This window comes from Streptomyces sp. NBC_00690 (genome assembly GCF_036226685.1).
GTDB lineage: Bacteria > Actinomycetota > Actinomycetes > Streptomycetales > Streptomycetaceae > Streptomyces.
Genome location: NZ_CP109009.1, coordinates 6,457,908 through 6,473,333 on the forward strand (window position 1 = coordinate 6,457,908; position 15,426 = coordinate 6,473,333).

Consider the following 15,426-nt stretch of genomic DNA (forward strand, 5'->3'; position numbering starts at 1 on the left):
GGGCCTGGGGTACCTCGTCAGCGGGACCACACCCAAGGCGATAGAGCCCCTGCCGAGTACCGAGTACCGAGCACCGAAGGGTCTCGTCGGCCCGACCCGAGGCGGGCCGACGAGACCTTTCGGCACGTCCTCAGCTCGGTGGACCGGCCAGCACCGCCACCGCCACGTCGAACGGGGTCCCCGAGCCATCGCGGCGCGGATCTGGCTCGGGAAGGTCGGTCGGCGTGCCGGTCTTCAGCGCCGCACGGACCGGAGTCGCCCCCGCCCACGCGAGGAGCAGCACATCCTCGCCCTTGAGGAACCGTTGGCAGCGCACACCGCCGGTCGCCCGACCCTTGCGCGGGTACTGGTCGAACGGTGTCAGCTTCGCCGTGGTGAACGAGTCGTCCAAAGCCCCGGTGGAGCCGGCAGCCGTGAACACCACCGCGTCCACCGCCGGGTCAACCGCGGTGAACGAGATCACCTGGGCGTCCGCCGTCAATTTGATGCCGGCCATGCCGCCCGCCGCCCGACCCTGGGGCCTCACCTGCGCGGCGGGGAAGCGCAGGAGTTGGGCGTCGGAGCTGATGAAGACCAGATCCTCCTCGCCGGTCCGCAACTCGATACCCCCGACGATGCGGTCACCGTCCCTGAGGGAGATGACCTCCAGTTCGTCCTTGTTCGTCGGATAGTCCGGGACGACGCGCTTGACCACGCCCTGAAGAGTGCCGAGCGCGAGCCCGGGCGACGACTCCTCCAGGGTGGTCAGACAGATGACCGTCTCGTCCGCCTCCAGCGACAAGAACTCCGCCAGTGGAGCACCACCGGAGAGGTTTGGCGCACTCGCGGTCTGCGGCAGCTGCGGTAGGTCGATCACCGACAGGCGCAGCAGCCGGCCACTGGAGGTGACCGCGCCCACATCGCTGCGGGCGGTCGACAGAACCCCGGAAACGATCACGTCGTGCTTGGCGCGCCTGGTGCCGCCGTCCGGCAGGGGTTCGCCGGTCGCCGTCCGTGCGAGCAGTCCCGTGGACGAGAGGAGCACTCGGCAGGGGTCGTCCGCGACCTCCAGTGCCGCAGCGGCGACCGGGGTGGACGCCGACTCCAGCAGGACCGTCCGTCGATCGGTGCCGAACTTCTTCGCCACGGACGCCAGTTCTCCGGAGACCAGCTTGCGCAGTTCGGCGTCCGAATCCAGGATGCGGGTCAACGCCTCGATCTCCGAGGTCAGCCGGTCCCGCTCGCTCTCCAGCTCGATCCGGTCGAACCGGGTGAGCCGACGCAGCGGGGTGTCCAGGATGTACTGCGTCTGGATCTCGGACAGGGAGAAGTGCTCGATCAGCCGCTCCTTGGCCTGGGCCGAGTTGTCGCTGGAGCGGATCAGCCGGATGACCTCGTCGATGTCGAGCAGGGCCACCAACAGGCCCTCGACCAGGTGCAGCCGGTTGCGACGCTTGGTGCGCCGGAACTCGCTGCGCCTGCGCACCACGGTGAACCGGTGGTCGAGATAGACCTCCAGCAGCTCCTTCAGCCCCAGCGTCAGCGGCTGGCCGTCGACCAGCGCCACATTGTTGATGCCGAAGGACTCCTCCATCGGCGTCAGCTTGTAGAGCTGCTCCAACACGGCCTCCGGGATGAAGCCGTTCTTGATCTCGATGACCAGACGCAGCCCGTGGGCGCGGTCGGTGAGGTCCTTGACGTCCGCGATGCCCTGGAGCTTCTTCGCCCCCACCAGGTCCTTGATCTTGGAGATCACCTTCTCCGGACCGACAGTGAAGGGCAGCTCCGTGATCACCAGGCCCTTGCGGCGCGGAGTGACGTCCTCGACGGTGGCCGTGGCGCGGATCTTGAAGGTGCCCCGACCGGTCGCGTACGCGTCCTTGATGCCGGACAGCCCCACGACTCGGCCGCCCGTGGGCAGGTCGGGGCCGGGGACGAAGCGCATCAACGTGGCCAGGTCGGCGCCCGGATAGCGGATGAGATGACGGGCGGCGGCGATCACCTCGCCCAGATTGTGCGGCGGCATGTTCGTCGCCATGCCCACCGCGATCCCGGACGCGCCGTTGACCAGGAGGTTGGGGTACGCGGCGGGGAGCGCGACGGGTTCGCGCTCCTGCCCGTCGTAGTTCGGGGAGAAGTCGACGGTGTCCTCGTCGATGGACTCCGTCATCAACGAGGTGGCGTCGGCCATTCGGCATTCGGTGTACCGCATGGCGGCGGGCGGGTCGTCATTGCCCAGCGAGCCGAAGTTCCCGTGGCCGTCGACCAGGGGGACCCGCATCGAGAACGGCTGTGCCATCCGCACCAGGGCGTCATAGATCGACGCGTCCCCGTGCGGATGCAGCTTGCCCATCACCTCGCCCACGACCCGGGCGCACTTCACATAGCCGCGCTCGGGGCGCAGCCCCATCTCGTTCATCTGGTAGACGATCCGACGCTGGACCGGCTTCATGCCGTCACGGGCGTCGGGCAGGGCACGGGAGTAGATCACCGAATAGGCGTACTCAAGGAAGGAGCCCTGCATCTCGTCGACGACGTCGATGTCGAGGATCTTCTCCTCGAAATCGTCGGGCGGCGGGGTTTTCGTGCTGCGGCGGGCCATCGCGGCTGCTGCTCCTTCACGTACCGGATCGGGAACTGATGCCGACCATTGTGGACCGTCCCACTGACAACGCCGACCGCGACCCGGGAACTTCGCCAGGTGTCAGCCTGCTTGCATACAGTGGCAGTGCTGCGAAGACAACCAACAGCATCGCGATCGAAGGGACGTACATGCCCATGGGTCATACGGCCACAGCGCAGGCCGGTTCCGGCGGCCTGACAGCGACGGAGCACCGATTGGCCAACGGCCTGCGGGTGGTGCTCTCCGAGGACCACCTGACCCCGGTCGCCGCGGTCTGCCTCTGGTACGACGTCGGCTCGCGCCACGAGGTCAAGGGCCGCACGGGCCTCGCCCACCTCTTCGAGCACCTGATGTTCCAGGGGTCGAAGCAGGTCCACGGCAACGGTCACTTCGAACTGGTGCAGGGTGCCGGCGGTTCGCTGAACGGCACCACGAGCTTCGAGCGCACCAACTACTTCGAGACCATGCCCACCCATCAGCTTGAGCTCGCGCTCTGGCTGGAGGCCGACCGCATGGGCTCGCTGCTGGCCGCGCTCGACGACGAATCGATGGAGAACCAGCGGGACGTCGTGAAGAACGAGCGCCGCCAGCGCTACGACAACGTCCCCTACGGCACCGCCTTCGAACGGCTGACCGCCCTCGCGTACCCGGAGGGCCACCCGTACCACCACACCCCCATCGGCTCCATGGCCGATCTGGACGCGGCGACCCTGGAGGACGCCCGCGCCTTCTTCCGCACGTACTACGCGCCGAACAACGCGGTCCTGTCGGTCGTCGGGGACATCGACCCCGAGCAGACCCTCGCCTGGATCGAGAAGTACTTCGGTTCCATCACCTCCCACGACGGCAAGCAGCCCCCGCGCGACGGTTCCCTGCCGGAGAACATCGGCAGGCAGCTGCGCGAGGTCATCGAGGAGGAAGTGCCCGCCCGCGCGCTGATGGCCGCCTACCGGCTGCCCCACGACGGCACCCGCGAGTGCGACGCCGTGGACATCGCGCTCACCATCCTCGGCGGCGGAGAGTCCTCCAGGCTCCACAACCGTCTGGTGCGCCGTGACCAGACGGCGGTGGCCGCAGGCTTCGGACTGCTGCGCCTGGCCGGAGCCCCGTCCCTGGGCTGGCTGGACGTCAAGACCTCCGGTGGAGTGGAGGTCCCGCAGATCGAGTCCGCCGTCGATGAGGAGCTCGCCCGCTTCGGCGAGGAGGGCCCCACCCCCGAGGAGATGGAGCGTGCTCAGGCCCAGCTGGAGCGCGAATGGCTGGACCGCCTCTCCACCGTCGCCGGCCGTGCCGATGAACTGTGCCGGTACGCGGTGCTCTTCGGCGACCCCCAGCTGGCGCTGACGGCCGTGGACCGCGTCCTGAGCGTCACCGCTGACGAGGTGCAGGCGATCGCCAAGGCCCGACTGCGCCCGGACAACAGGGCGGTGCTGGTGTACGAACCGGTGTCCGCGGAGCAGGACGCCGCGGACGAGCAGAACGACGCAGAAGAGGGGGCGGACCAGTGACCGATGCAGCGCAGGCGCTGACCACCATGGAGTTCCACCCGCAGCCCCAGCCGGGCGAGGCCAGGCCCTGGGCCTTCCCCGCTCCCGACCGGGGGACCCTGCCCAACGGTCTGACCGTGCTTCGCTGCCACCGCCCCGGCCAGCAGGTCGTGGCCGTGGAGATCTCCCTCGTCGCACCGCTGGACGCCGAGCCCGAGGGCCTGGACGGCGTGGCCACCATCATGGCGCGCGCCCTGTCGGAGGGCACCGACAAGCGTTCGGCCGAGGAGTTCGCGGCCGAGTTGGAGCGCTGCGGCGCCACGCTGGACGCCCACGCGGACCACGCCGGGGTCCGGGTTTCCCTGGAAGTGCCCGTGTCCCGGTTGCTGAAGGCGCTGGGGCTGCTCGCGGAGGCCCTGCGCGCGCCTGCGTTCGCCGACAGCGAGATCGAGCGGCTGGTACGCAACCGCCTGGACGAGATCCCGCACGAGTCGGCCAACCCGGGCCGACGGGCGGCCAAGGAGCTGTACAAGCAGCTCTTCCCGGCCACGCTGCGCATCTCGCGTCCTCGGCTCGGCACCGAGGAGACGGTCTCCCGGATCGACTCCGCGGCCGTGCGCGCCTTCTTCGATGCGCACGTGCGACCCGCCACCGCCACCGCGGTGGTCGTCGGTGACCTCACCGACGTCGATGTCGACGCCGTGCTCGCCGAAACCCTCGGCGACTGGTCGGGCGACAGCGGCGCGCCCCGTCCCGTCCCCGCGATCACCGGCGATGACCGCGGCCGGGTCGTCATCGTGGACCGGCCCGGTGCCGTGCAGACGCAACTGCTGATCGGCCGGGTCGGCGCGGACCGGCACGACCGGGTGTGGCCGGCGCAGGTCCTCGGTACGTACTGCCTGGGCGGCACCCTCACCTCGCGCCTGGACCGGGTGCTGCGGGAGGAGAAGGGCTACACGTACGGCGTCAGGGCCTTCGGGCAGGTCCTGCGGTCGACCGCCGACGGGACGGGTGCGTCCCTGCTGGGCATCAGCGGCTCGGTGGACACGCCCAACACCGGGCCGGCGCTCGACGATCTGTGGAAGGTGCTGCGCACCCTCGCTGCCGAGGGCCTGACGGACGCCGAGCGCGATGTCGCCGTCCAGAACCTGGTCGGGGTGGCTCCGCTGAAGTACGAGACCGCGGCTTCCGTGGCGAGCACGCTCGCCGACCAGGTGGAGCAGCACCTCGCGGATGACTACCAGGCCCAGTTGTATCTGCGGCTCGCCCAGACGGGCACCGTGGAGGCGACCGCCGCCGTGGTCAACGCCTTCCCCCAGGACCGGCTGGTCACGGTCCTGGTGGGCGATGCCGCGCAGATCGAGGAGCCGGTGCGGGCTCTCGGCATCGGAGAAGTGACCGTGGTGGCGGGCTGATTGACCGCTTCCGGTCGGACGGCCTGCCGTCTGCTGCAGGGCCCCGGTAGCCAGCTGGCGCCGGGGCCCCGCCGTGTCCCGGGAGTGCGAGCGACCCGAACAGGAAGGAAACCTGTCCGTTTTACGGGGAAGGCCACCGTCTCGACTGTGGCGTGGGCAACAAAAATGCCGGTCTGTTTGGCGCCTGGCGGTCCGTCCGCTTAGCGTCAGTGCGGCTGTTCGCGGGCAGTACGCCGCATCCGCGGCACGGACAGTCATCGCCGAGTCCCCGTCAGACGCGAGTCTGGGGAGCCGGGGACCCAGGTCCCTTGGGGTGAATCGGGTGCCTTCGCCACCGTGCGGAGGGACTCGTAGGAGACCTTCCTGCTCCGAACCCGTCAGCTAACCCGGTAGGCGAGAAGGAAGGAAAGGACCAGCCTCTACATGGCGCTCGCCCGTTCCACCGGGAGACACCGTGCCCCGGGCCGCAAGACGCGTACGAGTGCGGGATTCGCCTCCGCCGCGGCCCTCGCCACCACCGGAGTCGTCGGGACCCTGGCAGGTCCGGCCCTGGCCACCGATGACAGCTTTGCCGCCGATGCCGGCTCGGTCGCCACCCCCGATAGCCCCGATAGCACCGAGAGCGCTGAAGGCACCACCGCGGGTGCCACCCCGGTGACGATGGATGCGGCCGTGACCGGCTCGACCATCGTTCAGACGGCGCGTACCCAGCACACCCTGACGGCCCAGATGCTGTCCGCGCAGTCCTTGTCGGACGAGGTCGCCGACCAGGCCGTCATCCAAAAGCGCGAGGCACTGGCCCGGATGGAGGCGGCTGCGGAGGCCCGGCGCAAGGCCGAGGCCCGCGCCAACGAGATACGCGAGGCCAAGGAGCGTGCGGCCCGTGAGGCCGAGCGCCAGCGCTTGAACGCCTACCGGCTGCCGATCGCCGGATCCCACGTCACCACGGACTACCGTGCGGGTGGCTCGCAGTGGTCATCCGGCAGCCACTCCGGCATCGACTTCCACGCCTCCACGGGGACCCCGGTGGTGGCGGTGGGCGCGGGCACGGTCGTCGAAGCGGGCTGGGGCGGGGCGTACGGCTACAACGTCGTCCTCAAGATGAACGACGGTTCGTACACGCAGTACGGGCACTTGTCGTCGCTGAGTGTCTCCGTCGGTCGGAGCGTGATGCCGGGTGACCAACTCGGCCGCGCCGGCTCCACCGGCAATTCCACGGGGGCGCATCTGCACTTCGAGGCCCGGACGAGCGCGGACTACGGGTCGGACGTCAATCCGCTCGCGTATCTGCGCGCCCACGGTGTGAAGATCTGAACCGGGCCGCGCTGGCGGCCGGCGAGCGGTCGTCAGTGCGGGCGAGGTAGGCGCCAGCGCCTACCGACGGAATCCCACGGGGCCCTGAGCCCTCGGCTGGATCTGATGTCTCAAGGCATCCACAAGCACAGAAAGCCGCGGCCTCCCCGATCCGGGGATGCCGCGGCTTTGTTGCGTCCGACCCTGAGGGCCGGTGTCGCCAAGGGGTCGGTACCGCGGAGGGTCGTCCGCGGAGTGCGTCGGTCCGGTGGGGTGCCTGACCCGCGAGCGCCGGGGGTTCGGACGAGTGCCGGGTCAGACCGTCTCGGGAAGCTCGTCCAGGCCCTCGGCCACCAGCTTCGCCAGTCGGTCGAGCGCTTCGTCAGCGCCGGGTGCGTCGGAAGCGAGGACGATCTCCTCGCCGCCCTGCGCGCCCAGCCCGAGGACGGCGAGCATGGAGGCGGCATTGACCGGGGTGTCATCGACCTTGGCGATCGTCACGGGGACGCCGGAGGCCGTGGCGGCACGGACGAAGATGGAGGCGGGACGGGCGTGAAGGCCCTCGGCCCAGCCGACGTTGACGCGGCGCTCAGCCATGGTGTTGCCCTTCGAATTCAACGGTTGTCTAGACCAGTCTCTCACGCTGGTCCCTCCGGGAGCCGGCATCCCGACCTGTGGCGCGTGCCCCCAGGTCAGCGGCACAGGGCGGGATAAATCCCGTTCATTCGCACTGCTCAGCGCCTCCTGAATGTTGATCTTCCACAACTGCGGGGAGCCTCCCCTCGCTGGGCGAATCCACGACCGGGCCCCGACGTGCGCGCCGCCACCGCCCTTCGGCTCTTCGCAGGTGGGGCATCGCCCGCCCCGGGCCGGATGCCTCCCGGTCGCGCACCCCCGACGGTCCGCCCCCGCGGACTGTGCCGGGTAGCCCTCACGATCGGTCGGCGCGCTTTAGGCTTTCGGCATGCAGACCACGCCCGAGCACGCGTACCCCGATCACTGGGAAGCGGATGTGGTGCTGCGTGATGGCGCCACAGCGCGCATCAGACCCATCACCACCGAGGACGCGGACCGTTTGGTCAGCTTCTACGAACAGGTCTCGGACGAGTCCAAGTACTACCGTTTCTTCGCGCCCTACCCCCGGCTCTCCGCCAAGGACGTCCACCGGTTCACCCACCACGACTACGTGGACCGGGTGGGGCTCGCCGTCACCGTCGGCGGCGAGTTCATCGCCACCGTCCGCTACGACCGCATCGACTCCCGGGGCCGGCCCGCCAGCGCTCCCGCGGATGAGGCGGAGGTCGCGTTCCTGGTCCAGGACGCCCACCAGGGTCGAGGTGTGGCCTCCGCCCTGCTGGAGCACATCGCGGCGGTGGCCCGGGAGCGGGGGGTACGCCGTTTCGCGGCGGAGGTGCTTCCCGCCAACGCCAAGATGATCAAGGTGTTCCGGGATGCGGGCTACACCCAGAAGCGCAGCTTCGAGGACGGGTCCGTCCATCTGACCCTCGACCTCGAACCGACCGCCGAGTCCCTGGCCGTGCAGCGGGCGCGTGAACAACGGGCTGAGGCACGCTCCGTCCAGCGGCTGCTCGCACCCGGTTCGGTCGTCGTGATCGGCACCGGACGGTCGATCGGCGGGGTGGGCCGGGCGGTCCTGCGCAATCTCATCGGCTCCGGATACACCGGCCGTACCTATGCCGTGAACCGTTCCTTCCCTCCCGACCAGCGCGACGTCGACGGTGTTCCGGCCTTCCGATCCGTCGCGGAGATCGCCGCCGAGACCACCGAGGGCGTCGATCTGGCCGTCGTCGCGGTGCCCGCCGAACACGTACCGGACGTGGTCGCCGACTGCGGCGAGAACGGGGTGCGCGGGCTGATCGTGGTCTCCGCGGGATATGCCGAGAGCGGGCCGGAGGGACGGGATCGCCAACGCGATCTCGTACGACAGGCCCGCTCCTACGGCATGCGGATCATCGGGCCCAACTCCTTCGGCATCATCAGCACCGCAGAAGCCGTCCGTCTCAACGCCTCGCTCGCGCCCCACTCTCCGGCGCCGGGCCGCATCGGTCTGTTCACCCAGTCCGGCGCGATCGGCATGGCCCTGCTGTCGGGGCTCCACCGCCGCGGCGCCGGCCTCTCCACCTTCATCTCCTCCGGCAACCGTGCGGACGTGTCCGGGAACGACTTCCTCCAGTACTGGTACGAGGACCCCGAGACCGATGTCGTCCTGCTGTACCTCGAATCGATCGGCAACCCGCGCAAGTTCACCCGGCTTGCCCGGCGCACCGCGGCGGTCAAACCCGTCGTGGTCGTCAAGGGGGCTCGCCACAGCGGCAGCGAGCCGCCCGGTCACGCCGTCCCCGTCACCCGCATTCCCGACGCGGCCGTCGGCGCGCTGCTGCGCCAGGCGGGCGTGCTCCGCGTCGACACCGTCACCGAACTCGTCGACGCCGGCCTTCTCCTGGCCGGCCAACCGCTGCCCGCAGGTCCCAGGATCGCGATCCTGGGCAACTCGGAATCCCTTGGACTGCTGACCTACGACGCCTGCCTGACCGAAGGACTGCGCCCCCTGCCACCGCTCGACCTGACCACCGACGCCACCCCGGCCGACTTCGGGGCGGCGCTCACCCGGGCCCTCGCGGACGACGGCTGCGACGCGGTCGTGGTGACGGCGATCCCCTGGGTGGGGGACGACGGCGATCTTCGGGCAGGCGACGCCGAGGTCCTGGCCGCGGCCCTGAGTGAGGCGGCGGCTTCCGCCCCAGCGAAGCCGGTGGCCGTGGTCCATGTGGAACTCGGCGGTCTCTCCTCGGCACTGGCCGCGCTCCAGCCGCGCGCCACCGGCCGTCGGAGCGCGTCCGGTGGGACGGTCGGTGCTCCGGAAACCGTCCACCAGCCCGGGACCAGTGATGAGCGCTCCACGCCGACCGCTGGCACGGCCCACCCGGGTGGACAGGTCCCTGCCACGGGTGCCCCGGTCCCCACGAAGCACGAGACCGTGGTCGAAGGCTCGGGCGCGCCCGAGCCCGGGCGCCGCATCCCCACCTATCCGGCCGCCGAGCGTGCCGTCCGGGCCCTGTCCCAAGCCGTTTCCTACGCCCGCTGGCGACGGGACGCGGCCGAGCCGGGGAAGGTCCCGGCGTACGACGACATCGACGAGAGCGGTGCCGCCGCGCAGATCCACGACCTGCTCGGGGATGTGGAGGACGCCCAGGCGGCCACGCTCCCGGCCGCCGAGGCCCACCGGCTGCTCGCGCGCTACGGGATCGAGGTGCGGAGCGCGCTGGCCGCACCCGGCCCCGACGAAGCAGTCGCCGCGGCCGAGGAGCTGGGGTATCCGGTGGCGCTGAAGACCACCGCCCCCCATCTGCGGCATCGCCCCGATCTCGGTGGTGTGCGTCTCGACCTCGCGAACGAGACCCAGCTGCGGCAGGCGTACGGGGAGCTCACCGCCCTGCTCGGAAAGCCCGTCGAGCTGCAACCCGTCGTCCAGGCGATGGCCCCCCGGGGCGTGGACACGGTCGTTCGTGCGGTCATCGATCCCGCCGTGGGCGCCGTGCTCTCGTTCGGGCTCGCCGGTGCTGCTTCCGAGCTGCTCGGCGACACCTCGCACCGATTGGTCCCCGTCACCGACCGCGATGCCGCCGAGCTGATCAGAGCAATCCGGACTGCTCCGCTCCTCTTCGGTTGGCGCGGCTCGGCGCCGGTGGACACCGCGGCCCTGGAACAGCTGCTGTTGCGCGTATCACGTTTGGTCGACGATCACCCGGAAGTAGTCGGAATCAGTCTTGAACCCGTCGTTGTGGCTCAGCATGGCCTCTCCGTGCTCGGTGCATCCGTGCGACTCGCACCGCCCGCCGCCTTCACTGACCTGGGCCCACGTCGACTCCCGAGCTACTGAGCGGACTGAACGCTTGACCCCCCACTGGCCCCGTAGGATGGACCGCATGGCGAAGACCGGTACGACGACCCAGGGGCTGCGCGCGGCGATCGAGCGCAGCGGCTACTACCCGGCTCTCGTGGCCGAGGCGGTGGAAGCCGCCGTCGGCGGCGAGCAGATCGGTTCGTACCTGGTGCACCAGGAGACCACCTTCGACGCCAACGAAGTACGGCGTCATGTCACCGTCCTCGTCCTGACGAGCCATCGCTTCATCGTGAGCCACACCGATGAACAGACGGCCGACTCCAGTTCCCCCACGCCCTACGCCACGACCTCGACCGAGTCCGTGAAACTCGATCGGATCTCCTCGGTCGTGGTCAGCCGGGTGGTGGCGAACCCCGAGTCCTACACCCCAGGCACCCTGCCGCGCGAGGTCGTCCTGACCATCGGCTGGGGCGCGGTCGCCCGACTCGACCTGGAGCCCGCCGCCTGCGGCGACCCCAACTGCGAAGCTGACCACGGCTACACCGGCAACTCCACCGCCGATGACTTGAGCCTGCGCGTCAGCGAAGCGGGCGACGGCCCCGACACCGTCCGACAGACGCTGGTCTTCGCCCAGGCCCTGTCCGAGGCGACCGCGGCCACGGCGTCCGCACCCTCCGGCCGGGCGACCGGTCGCTGATGGTGCAGCACACGCCCCAAGCGGTCTGGCCCGACGATCCGACGCCGCTCGCCATCGACACGGCACCCGTACCCGCGTACGGCCGTGGATCGCTCGCCGATCTCCTCCCCACTCTCGTCGCAGGTCAAGGCGTCCCCGGGTACTCCCGGCTCATGGGAGAGCTCGCCCCGGCCGACCGCAACTGCGTCTTCTTGATCGACGGCCTCGGTTGGCAGCAGATCAAGGACCACCCGGACGAAGCGCCGTATCTCACCTCGCTGCTCGCCAGCTCGCGAGGTGCCACCGGGCAGCCCATCACCGTCGGCTTCCCGGCGACCACGGCGACGTCCCTCGCCTCGGTCGGCACCGGTCTCGCGCCCGGCCAGCACGGTCTGCCCGGCTACACGGTCCGGGACCCCGAGAGCGGCCGGCTGATGAACCAGTTGCGCTGGAAGCCGTACACCGATCCGCGCAGCTGGCAGCCGTACCCCACCGTCTTCCAGCGCGCTCACGAGGCCGGTGTGCACACCGCGCAGGTCTCGTCCCCCATATTCGAGCACACGCCGCTCACCGAGATCGCCCTCAGCGGCGGCACGTTCCACGGCCGGCTCAGCGGCGAGGAACGCATGGATCTGGCAGCCGAGCAGTTGGGTGCCGCCGATCGCTCGCTGGTCTACACCTACTACAGCGAAGTCGACGGCAAGGGGCATCGCTTCGGCATCGAATCCGATGCCTGGCGCGGCCAACTGATGTACGTCGACCGGCTGGTCCAGCGGCTGGCCGAGCAACTGCCCCCGCGGTCGGCGCTCTACGTCACCGCCGACCACGGCATGATCGACATTCCCTTCGACGAGGAGTCGCGGATCGACTTCGACGAGGACTGGGAGTTGCGCGCCGGTGTCGCACTCCTGGGCGGCGAGGGACGAGCCCGTCATGTGTACGCGGTTCCCGGAGCCCAGTCCGACGTCCTGGCCGTCTGGCGTGAGGTACTCGGCGACCGCTTCTGGGTCGCGAGTCGTGAAGAGGCCGTGACGGCAGGCTGGTTCGGGCCTTCGGTCGACGAGCGGGTGATCGGGCGCATCGGCGATGTGGTGGCCGCGGCCTGCACCGATGTGGCGATCACTGCATCCATCAACGAGCCGAACGAGTCGGCGATGGTGGGGATGCACGGTTCGATGACCGCCACCGAACAACTGGTGCCCCTGCTCGAAGTCCGCACCTGACGCCTTACCCGATCCCGTACGTTCTCATCGCACCACCCACGATGTGTCCATCACCCCACAGACCTGAAAGGTCCTCACTCCGCCATGCCCGAGCTGGTGTTCTTCTCCGGAACCATGGACTGCGGAAAGTCCACCCTGGCTCTGCAGATCGAGCACAACCGTTCGGCGCGCGGTCTCCAGGGCGTGATCTTCACCCGGGACGACCGTGCCGGTGAGGGGAAGCTCTCCTCCCGGCTCGGACTGGTCACCGATGCGGTGGAGGCCGCCGAGGGGTTCGACCTCTACGGCCACCTCGTCGACCGGCTCTCCCAGGGCGGACGTTGCGACTACGTCATCGCCGACGAGGCACAGTTCTTCGCGCCGGAGCAGATCGACCAACTGGCCCGGGTGGTGGACGACCTGGAGTTGGACGTCTTCGCCTTCGGTATCACGACCGACTTCCGCTCCAAGCTCTTCCCCGGCTCCCAACGCCTGGTGGAACTCGCCGACCGTATTGAGGTCCTCCAGGTGGAAGCCCTGTGCTGGTGCGGAGCCAGGGCCACGCACAACGCCCGTACGGTCGGTGGGCTGATGGTGGTCGAAGGCGCGCTGGTGGTGATCGGAGATGTCAACGCCGACGGGATGGCCGGAGAGGTCGGCTACGAGGTGTTGTGCCGACGCCACCACCGACGTCGGATGACGGCCGCCAGCGCCCGGGCTGCGGCGCTCTCCCCGGACGTCCTGCCCGTGGACACCGGCCCGGCGTCCACACACTCCGTCGTGGCGTCCACCGAACCGGTCACCGGGGCCGAGCAGCGGGACGCCACCGCCGGACACCGCTGATCACCGCTGATCACCCCTGATCACCGCTGGGTCGAGCGCATCGCGCCGCGCACCCCGGGTCGGTTCCGAAGGCGTTTCACACCGCCCCGGAACCGACCCTTGAGCTTCACTCACCCGCAGACCCGGCCGCACCGCGTGCCGTCGATCTACGGCACGGCGTCAGGGCCGCAGCCGTACGAGGGTGAACACGGCACCCTCGGGGTCGGACACGGTGGCCGTGCGGCCGTGCGGACCGTCCCAGGGTGGAGTGATCACATGCCCGCCCAGCTCGATCACCTGGGAGGCACTGCGATCGGTGTCCTCGACCTGGAAGTACGTCATCCAGGCGGTACCGCGGCGCCGCGACAGGGTGCGGCCCACTCCGTGCAACGCTGCAACGGCTCGGCCGTCCAGCAGCAGCGTCACATGATCGTATTCCTCTTCCAGCGGGCTCCCCTCTTTCGGTTCGACGGATGTGTCCGTCCGGGTCTCGTAGCCGAAGACCGTCTCGTAGAACTTGCTCACCGACGTCGTCGTCGAGGTCAGCAACTCGTGCCAGACCGGGGTGCCGTGGGTGCCATGCAGCGAGATGCCGTGGTGGCTCGCCGGTTGCCAGAGACCGAACACCGCACCCGCGGGATCGGTCACGATCGCCATCCGGCCGGCATCGGCTGCATCCAACGGGCCCACGCCCACGGTGCCACCGCTGCATCTGACCAACTCCGCGGTCGCGTCGGCGTCATCGGTCCACAGATAGGGCGTCCAGGCGATCGGCAGTTGACGGTCCGCGGGTAGCCGTCCGATGCCCGCGACCTCCTTGCCGTCGAGGAGCCCGCGCACATAGGGGCCGAGTTGGCCCGGCCCGGGGGCGAACTCCCATCCGAACAGCTCGCCGTAGAACATCTGGATCTCATCAAGGCCATGCACCATCAAGCTCACCCAGCAGGGTGTGCCAGGTGTGCGCCGAGTTGCCTCGGTCATCGTCACTCTCTCCTCGGACCATCGTGGTGGCCGTACGGGGGGACGGGGTGCGCGCCGTCGTGTGGAAAGGGCGTGCGCCCCGAGCGAATGGTTCCATCCCCCGGCGCTCAGTGCGCCCTGGCCGCGCCGCTTTTGGCGGGTTGCCTCCCCAGCATGCCGGATTTGTCATTGCAGATCTGTTTCGGAGGCATTCTGCGGCGTCGGCGTTGAGCGAGGATGGCCGGCATGAACCCCATCATCTCCGCCGCCGATCTCGCCGCTGAACTGGCCGGCGAGCAGCCGCCCGTCCTCCTCGACGTCCGCTACCAGTTGGGGGTCCCCATGGTCGGGACGCCTACGACGCCGGGCACATCCCCGGTGCCGTCTTTATCGATCTGGACGCGGAACTGGCCTCCCCACCCGGGGTCGACGGCCGTCATCCCTTGCCCGATGTCGAAGCCTTCGGTGCGGCGATGCGGCGTGCCGGGGTCTCGGCTGGGACTCCGGTGGTCACCTATGACGCCGCGCAAGGATGGGGCGCGGCGCGGGCGTGGTGGCTGTTGCGGTGGGCCGGTCACCGGTCGGTGCGGGTGCTGGACGGCGGGCTCACCGCCTGGGAAGGCCCGTTGGAGAGCGAGACGCCCAAGCCGGCCGAGGGTGACTTCGTTCCCGAGCCCGGCGCGCTAACGCTGTTGACGGCGGATTCGGCCGCGGCACTGGCCCGCTCGGGGGTGCTCCTCGACGCCCGTGCCGCCGAGCGCTATCGGGGCGAAGTGGAGCCGATCGACCCCGTGGCGGGTCATATCCCCGGGGCGGTGTCCGCACCCACGTCCGAGAACGTGGACGAGCAGGGGCGTTTTCTGCCCGCTGCCCGGCTGGCCTCCCGCTTCGAGGCGCTCGGCGCCGAGGCCGGCGCGGAAGTCGGGGTCTATTGCGGCTCCGGGGTCTCCGGCGCGCACCAGGCGGTCGCTCTGGAGCTCGCCGGATTCACTCCTGCGCTGTACGCGGGGTCCTGGTCGCAGTGGACCCAGGATCCCGGACGGCCGGTGGCGACCGGGCCGGATCGAGGCTGAGGCGGCAAGCCCGGGCGGTCGGGGTCGGCCG

General features: G+C 69.9%; 10 protein-coding genes, 1 pseudogene and 1 riboswitch. Of the genes and pseudogenes, 8 read left to right on the plus strand and 3 right to left on the minus strand.

Translation table 11 applies throughout. The features are described from left to right. Positions 1 to 130: 130 nt before the first annotated feature. Positions 131 to 2,581 carry a DNA gyrase/topoisomerase IV subunit A gene (locus tag OID54_RS28325; RefSeq protein ID WP_329024020.1) on the minus strand — a complete coding sequence of 817 codons (2,451 nt, stop codon included), beginning with the start codon at positions 2,579 to 2,581 and terminating at the stop codon, positions 131 to 133. Between the two features lie 176 nt (positions 2,582 to 2,757). On the opposite strand from OID54_RS28325, the gene OID54_RS28330 reads away from it, so the two are divergent. The 3 genes from OID54_RS28330 to OID54_RS28340 all read left to right on the plus strand — a co-directional run bounded on the left by OID54_RS28330 (position 2,758) and on the right by OID54_RS28340 (position 6,818). Continuing rightward, positions 2,758 to 4,110: a M16 family metallopeptidase gene (locus OID54_RS28330; RefSeq protein WP_329027837.1), complete on the plus strand. Its 1,353-nt coding sequence runs from the start codon at positions 2,758 to 2,760 to the stop codon at positions 4,108 to 4,110. 26 nt (positions 4,111 to 4,136) lie between these two features. Continuing rightward, positions 4,137 to 5,504: a M16 family metallopeptidase gene (locus OID54_RS28335; RefSeq protein ID WP_329027839.1), complete on the plus strand. Its 1,368-nt coding sequence runs from the start codon at positions 4,137 to 4,139 to the stop codon at positions 5,502 to 5,504. Between the two features lie 248 nt (positions 5,505 to 5,752). Then, positions 5,753 to 5,915: riboswitch (cyclic di-AMP (ydaO/yuaA leader) on the plus strand. A gap of 12 nt (positions 5,916 to 5,927) precedes the next feature. Next, complete coding sequence (locus OID54_RS28340; RefSeq protein ID WP_329024021.1) at positions 5,928 to 6,818, plus strand: M23 family metallopeptidase; 891 nt, start codon at positions 5,928 to 5,930, stop codon at positions 6,816 to 6,818. A 294-nt stretch (positions 6,819 to 7,112) separates the two neighbouring features. On the opposite strand, the gene OID54_RS28345 is transcribed toward OID54_RS28340, so the two are convergent. Further along, entirely contained in the window at positions 7,113 to 7,394 is a 282-nt protein-coding gene (locus tag OID54_RS28345; protein ID WP_329024023.1) for an HPr family phosphocarrier protein, read from the minus strand. A gap of 367 nt (positions 7,395 to 7,761) precedes the next feature. Between OID54_RS28345 and OID54_RS28350 the strand changes: the two genes are divergently transcribed. From OID54_RS28350 to OID54_RS28365, 4 genes are all read left to right on the plus strand, one after another. Further along, positions 7,762 to 10,698 carry a bifunctional acetate--CoA ligase family protein/GNAT family N-acetyltransferase gene (locus OID54_RS28350; RefSeq protein WP_329024024.1) on the plus strand — a complete coding sequence of 979 codons (2,937 nt, stop codon included), beginning with the start codon at positions 7,762 to 7,764 and terminating at the stop codon, positions 10,696 to 10,698. 46 nt (positions 10,699 to 10,744) lie between these two features. Beyond that, positions 10,745 to 11,359, plus strand: a complete 615-nt coding sequence (locus OID54_RS28355; protein WP_329024026.1) for a DUF5998 family protein — start codon at positions 10,745 to 10,747, stop codon at positions 11,357 to 11,359. Then, positions 11,359 to 12,561 carry an alkaline phosphatase family protein gene (locus tag OID54_RS28360; RefSeq protein WP_329024028.1) on the plus strand — a complete coding sequence of 401 codons (1,203 nt, stop codon included), beginning with the start codon at positions 11,359 to 11,361 and terminating at the stop codon, positions 12,559 to 12,561. The genes OID54_RS28355 and OID54_RS28360 overlap by 1 nt, the downstream gene beginning before the upstream one ends. Before the next feature lie 84 nt (positions 12,562 to 12,645). Next, positions 12,646 to 13,383: a thymidine kinase gene (locus OID54_RS28365; RefSeq protein ID WP_329024030.1), complete on the plus strand. Its 738-nt coding sequence runs from the start codon at positions 12,646 to 12,648 to the stop codon at positions 13,381 to 13,383. A gap of 159 nt (positions 13,384 to 13,542) precedes the next feature. Here OID54_RS28365 and OID54_RS28370 read toward each other — a convergent pair whose 3' ends face one another. After that, a complete protein-coding gene (locus OID54_RS28370) occupies positions 13,543 to 14,343 on the minus strand; it encodes a VOC family protein (protein ID WP_329024032.1) in 801 nt (266 codons plus the stop codon). 225 nt (positions 14,344 to 14,568) lie between these two features. On the opposite strand from OID54_RS28370, the pseudogene OID54_RS28375 reads away from it, so the two are divergent. Next, positions 14,569 to 15,395 (plus strand): annotated as a pseudogene (locus OID54_RS28375) (sulfurtransferase). Positions 15,396 to 15,426 lie beyond the last annotated feature (31 nt).

Excerpts from the sequence above, each read along its gene's own strand:
- OID54_RS28360 (WP_329024028.1), top strand. The coding sequence starts at position 11,359 with ATGGTGCAGCACACGCCCCAAGCGGTCTGGCCCGACGATCCGACGCCG.
- OID54_RS28335 (WP_329027839.1), top strand. The coding sequence starts at position 4,137 with ATGGAGTTCCACCCGCAGCCCCAGCCGGGCGAGGCCAGGCCCTGGGCC.
- OID54_RS28325 (WP_329024020.1), bottom strand. The coding sequence starts at position 2,581 with ATGGCCCGCCGCAGCACGAAAACCCCGCCGCCCGACGATTTCGAGGAG.
- OID54_RS28365 (WP_329024030.1), top strand. The coding sequence starts at position 12,646 with ATGCCCGAGCTGGTGTTCTTCTCCGGAACCATGGACTGCGGAAAGTCC.
- OID54_RS28330 (WP_329027837.1), top strand. The coding sequence starts at position 2,758 with ATGGGTCATACGGCCACAGCGCAGGCCGGTTCCGGCGGCCTGACAGCG.
- OID54_RS28340 (WP_329024021.1), top strand. The coding sequence starts at position 5,928 with ATGGCGCTCGCCCGTTCCACCGGGAGACACCGTGCCCCGGGCCGCAAG.
- OID54_RS28350 (WP_329024024.1), top strand. The coding sequence starts at position 7,762 with ATGCAGACCACGCCCGAGCACGCGTACCCCGATCACTGGGAAGCGGAT.
- OID54_RS28345 (WP_329024023.1), bottom strand. The coding sequence starts at position 7,394 with ATGGCTGAGCGCCGCGTCAACGTCGGCTGGGCCGAGGGCCTTCACGCC.
- OID54_RS28355 (WP_329024026.1), top strand. The coding sequence starts at position 10,745 with ATGGCGAAGACCGGTACGACGACCCAGGGGCTGCGCGCGGCGATCGAG.
- OID54_RS28370 (WP_329024032.1), bottom strand. The coding sequence starts at position 14,343 with ATGACCGAGGCAACTCGGCGCACACCTGGCACACCCTGCTGGGTGAGC.